This is a genomic window from Humidesulfovibrio sp., assembly GCF_035560995.1.
Lineage (GTDB): Bacteria > Desulfobacterota > Desulfovibrionia > Desulfovibrionales > Desulfovibrionaceae > Humidesulfovibrio.
This window is the reverse complement of record NZ_DATMYK010000085.1, coordinates 1-3,662: the sequence shown is the minus strand read 5'-3', so window position 1 is coordinate 3,662 and position 3,662 is coordinate 1. Positions and strand designations below refer to the sequence as shown.

The window sequence follows — 3,662 nt, the reverse complement described above, 5'->3', positions numbered from 1 at the left end:
GTCGGCCAGCATATCCAAGAGCGAAATGACCTGGGCCGAGGCCAGCTTCAGGTGCGTCAGGCCCAGTGCCTCCAGCACCGGCGTCACCTCGTTGCTTGTGGGGCGGCCGTCCTCAAGCTTGAGGATCTGTTCCTCCAGGGGGCTGATGCACTGGCGGATGTGGTCCCTCACAGGATCTCCCCGCCTGGGCAGGCGCATTCGGGCTCAAGCTGGAACACGGCGTCGAACTCCCAGGTGTAGAAGGTCTCCCTGGCGGCGCCGGAAAGGCCGCGCACGCGGATGGTCCACATGCCCGCCAGGCCCGCCAGGTCTTCCCACACGGAGGAGCCGAAGCTCTTCACACCCGTGAGGTCCAGGATCACCGGGGCGGTTTGCGGCAGCGACAGAATCGCGCCCACCAGCTGGTCGGCCTGGGCCTTCTGGTGCATGCGCGGGCAGGAGATGCGCAGCACCGTGCCCGCCGGGGTGTCTTCCCGCAGGAGGCAGTCGGCCCCGCCGGATTTCGCACCCTGCTGCCCTTCGCCTGTGGCGGCCAGCAGCACCTCGCACACGGCGTCTATCTCGCCCTGGTCCGGCGCGCCGGCGTCGCGTATCTGTTCGATGACGGCGAAGACCGAGTTCACGCCATAGGCGGCCAGGGAAATGTTGTCCGCGCTGTGGGGCAGGGTTTCGGCCTGGAGCTTTTTCAGGAAGCTCTCCACCTTGTGGGTCAGGTGGCTGGCGGCCTCGAAGCCGGGCATGAATCCGGTGACGCCCTTGATGGTGTGCAGGGGCCGGGCAAGGATTTCTATCCCGGCGGCCACCTCGCCAGCGCCAAGCTTCTCCAGGCCTTCCAGCACCTGGGGATAGTACTTGTCGCCCACTTCGGCGAAGAATTCCTCGGACAGGGCGTCGCTCAAACAGGTACCCCCAGGCTCTAGGCCGTGATGAAGCCGAGCTTCTTGAGCTCGTCGAACAGCTTGTCCTTGCGCACGGGCTTTACGATGTAGCCTGAGGCCTCGCCGTCGTGGAAGGAGCGGATGACGGTCTTGGGGTCGTCGAGGGCCGTGGTCATGAGCGCCTTGGCCCGGGGACGACCGGGGTGCTGCTGCTCCATGGAGCGTATCTGCTTCAGGGCCTCCAGCCCGTCCATTTCCGGCATCATGATGTCCATGAGCAGCAGGTCGTAGGGCCGGCCCTCTTCATGGGCGAGCTTGAAGGCCTCCACGGCCTCGCGCCCGTTCACCACCACGTCCACCTCGAACAGCGTGTTCAGAAAGACGGAGAGCACTTTGCGGCCCAGGAATTCGTCTTCTGCGACCAGCGCGCGCATATGGCAACCTCCGAAAAATGGGGGGAGCGGTCAGACCGCTTGGTACATAAGCTTATTCGCAAAACTGCGTAGAATGTCAATGACGGACATGCGGGGAGCCTTGCGGTCCAAGCCCCGCGGGCGTGCTTGCAAGCTTCGGCGCTTGCGGGTAGAAGCCCGCCCATGCGAGGATTCATCACCCCCGAGCGCCTGGAGCGCATCAAAGCCGTCCTTTCGCGCAGGCAGAAGGACGTGACCCTGGTCATGGACAACATCTGGGACCCGCACAACGTCTCGGCCATTCTGCGCAGCTGTGACGCTTTCGGCCTTCATCGCGTGCATCTTTACTACACCACGGAAAAATGGCCGGATTTGGGCAAGAAATCTTCGGCCTCGGCCAAGAAGTGGGTGGAACGCGTGCGCCACGACGACCCGGCCGAGATGCTGGACGGCTTCCAAAAGGCCGGGGTGCAGGTCATCCGCACCGGCTTTTCCGAAACAGCCAAGCCCCTGCACGCCTTCGACTTCACCATCCCCACGGCGGTCATCCTGTCCAATGAGCACCGGGGCGCCGCGCCGGAGCTGGTGGAGCAGGTGGCCGAGGAACTGTACATTCCCATGCAGGGCATGGTGCAGAGCCTGAACGTCTCCGTGGCCGCGGCGGTCATCTTATACGAGATGTTCTCCCAGCGCAGGCGCGCCGGGCTCCTCGACACCCCGGCCTTTTCGCCGGAGGAGCTGGAGGCCCTGACTCAGGAGTGGAGCGACCGCTAGGCCCTGATTTTGACCAGACGAAATGCTTCGCGGCCCGGGGGGAAACCTTCGGGCCGTTTTTGTTTCGCGCTCCGGGAAAAGGGGTGGGCTTACGCCGCGCTGGAATCGCCCACGGCCACGGCCAGGACGGACAGCAAAAGGGCGGTGGCGATCCAGAGCACGCGCAGGGGGATTTTGGGGGCAGTGCTTCGTTTCATGGCTGGCATGTTCCGCTTGTGCGTATTGTTCTGTGTTTCGTATTTTAGCCGGTGCTTGAAGCAAGGAAAGCTGCCCGGACCGCGCGGGCGGCCTGGACAGCATTCCGTTTACTCGTGTCGATGCCGGAAGGGTGTTCCGGCGGGGATGGCCTAGTGGTGGCCTTCCTTCTTGCCCTGCTGGATGCGGATGAACGCCGTGGTGATGATCCAGGCCAGGTAGATGAAGATCAGGGAGACGCCGACGGTTCCCTGGGCGGTGCTGTGGGCCATATCTTTCAAGAGTTCACCGAACATGGTCGTTCCTCCAAATGTTTCTTGTGCGCCAGCGCGCGGGAGCGCCAGGGCGGGTCTATTTCACCGGAACGCCGTAAAATGTCAAGGGGGTTCGCCCGCCACATGGACAGGCGAAAGGCCAGACGACCAGACAGGCGCGCTTCCCCCCTTGCCAGGGAAGCGGCCAAGGCGCTACTTTGTCTTCATCGACTTCAACCCGCCAGCCCCGCATTCCGGGAGGAACACATGAGCCAAAAAACGCGCATCGTCGTGCTGGACGCCTTCACCATGGGCCAGGACGTATACTGGGAACTCATCGGCGACCAGGGCGAACTGACGCTGTACGACCGCACCGCCCCCGCCGAGGTGCTCGACCGGGCCAAGGGCGCCCAGGTGTTGTTCACCAACAAGACGGTCCTCGGCGCGGAGGTCATAAACGCCCTGCCGGAGCTCAAGTGCATCTGCGTTCTGGCCACGGGCTACAACGTGGTGGACATCGCCGCCGCGGCCGCGCGGGGCATTCCCGTGTGCAACGTGCCGGGCTATTCGCCCCCGGCTGTGGCCCAGCACGTCATGGCCGTGACCCTGGAGCTCTTCGGCAAGGCCTGCCGCCACGCGAAGGCCGTGGCCGAGGGCCGCTGGAGCGCCCAGCCGGACTTCTGCTTCTGGGACGCGCCCATCACCGAGCTTGCGAACAAGACCTTCGGCGTCGTGGGCTTTGGGGCCATCGGCCGCCGCGTGGCCGAGCTGGCCCACGCCTTCGGCATGAACGTGCTCTGCCACGTGCCGCGCCCAAAGGAGCTGCCGGACTACGGCCCCTTCGCCTTCGCCACCCTGCAGGATCTGTTCGAGGACTCGGACGTGGTGAGCCTGCACTGCCCGCTGACGGCCGAGAACGAGAACATGGTGGACGCGAAGCTGCTTTCGCGCATGAAGCCCACGGCCTTTCTGGTGAACACCGCGCGCGGGCCCCTGGTGGACGAGGCCGCCCTGGCCGCGGCCCTCACCGCCGGGAAGCTCGGCGGCGCGGCGCTCGACGTGGTGCGCGAGGAGCCCATCCGTCCGGACAACCCGCTTCTGTCCGCCCCGAACTGCCTCATCACCCCGCACGTGGCCTGGGCATCCGT

The 3,662-nt window shown here is 65.0% G+C and carries 5 protein-coding genes; 2 read left to right on the top strand and 3 right to left on the bottom strand.

Annotation, left to right across the window (positions count from 1 at the left end):
• Positions 1 to 167 precede the first annotated feature (167 nt).
• Both VN419_RS03180 and VN419_RS03175 read right to left on the bottom strand, forming a co-directional pair.
• Positions 168 to 899, bottom strand: coding sequence for a histidine kinase (locus VN419_RS03180; protein WP_325644368.1), 732 nt, complete (start codon positions 897 to 899; stop codon positions 168 to 170).
• A 17-nt stretch (positions 900 to 916) separates the two neighbouring features.
• Positions 917 to 1,312 carry a response regulator gene (locus VN419_RS03175; protein ID WP_325644366.1) on the bottom strand — a complete coding sequence of 132 codons (396 nt, stop codon included), beginning with the start codon at positions 1,310 to 1,312 and terminating at the stop codon, positions 917 to 919.
• Positions 1,313 to 1,474: 162 nt separating this feature from the next.
• On the opposite strand from VN419_RS03175, the gene VN419_RS03170 reads away from it, so the two are divergent.
• A complete protein-coding gene (locus VN419_RS03170; RefSeq protein ID WP_325644364.1) occupies positions 1,475 to 2,065 on the top strand; it encodes an RNA methyltransferase in 591 nt (196 codons plus the stop codon).
• Positions 2,066 to 2,412: 347 nt separating this feature from the next.
• Here the strand turns inward: VN419_RS03170 and VN419_RS03165 are convergent, their stop codons facing one another.
• Positions 2,413 to 2,556: a hypothetical protein gene (locus VN419_RS03165; protein WP_325644362.1), complete on the bottom strand. Its 144-nt coding sequence runs from the start codon at positions 2,554 to 2,556 to the stop codon at positions 2,413 to 2,415.
• Between the two features lie 225 nt (positions 2,557 to 2,781).
• Between VN419_RS03165 and VN419_RS03160 the strand changes: the two genes are divergently transcribed.
• A partial coding sequence (locus VN419_RS03160; protein WP_325644360.1) for a D-2-hydroxyacid dehydrogenase occupies positions 2,782 to 3,662 on the top strand: 881 nt, incomplete at its 3' end.

What these genes read in the sequence shown, in the direction of transcription:
- VN419_RS03175 (WP_325644366.1), bottom strand. Translation starts at nt 1,312, where the DNA reads ATGCGCGCGCTGGTCGCAGAAGACGAATTCCTGGGCCGCAAAGTGCTC.
- VN419_RS03170 (WP_325644364.1), top strand. Translation starts at nt 1,475, where the DNA reads ATGCGAGGATTCATCACCCCCGAGCGCCTGGAGCGCATCAAAGCCGTC.
- VN419_RS03165 (WP_325644362.1), bottom strand. Translation starts at nt 2,556, where the DNA reads ATGTTCGGTGAACTCTTGAAAGATATGGCCCACAGCACCGCCCAGGGA.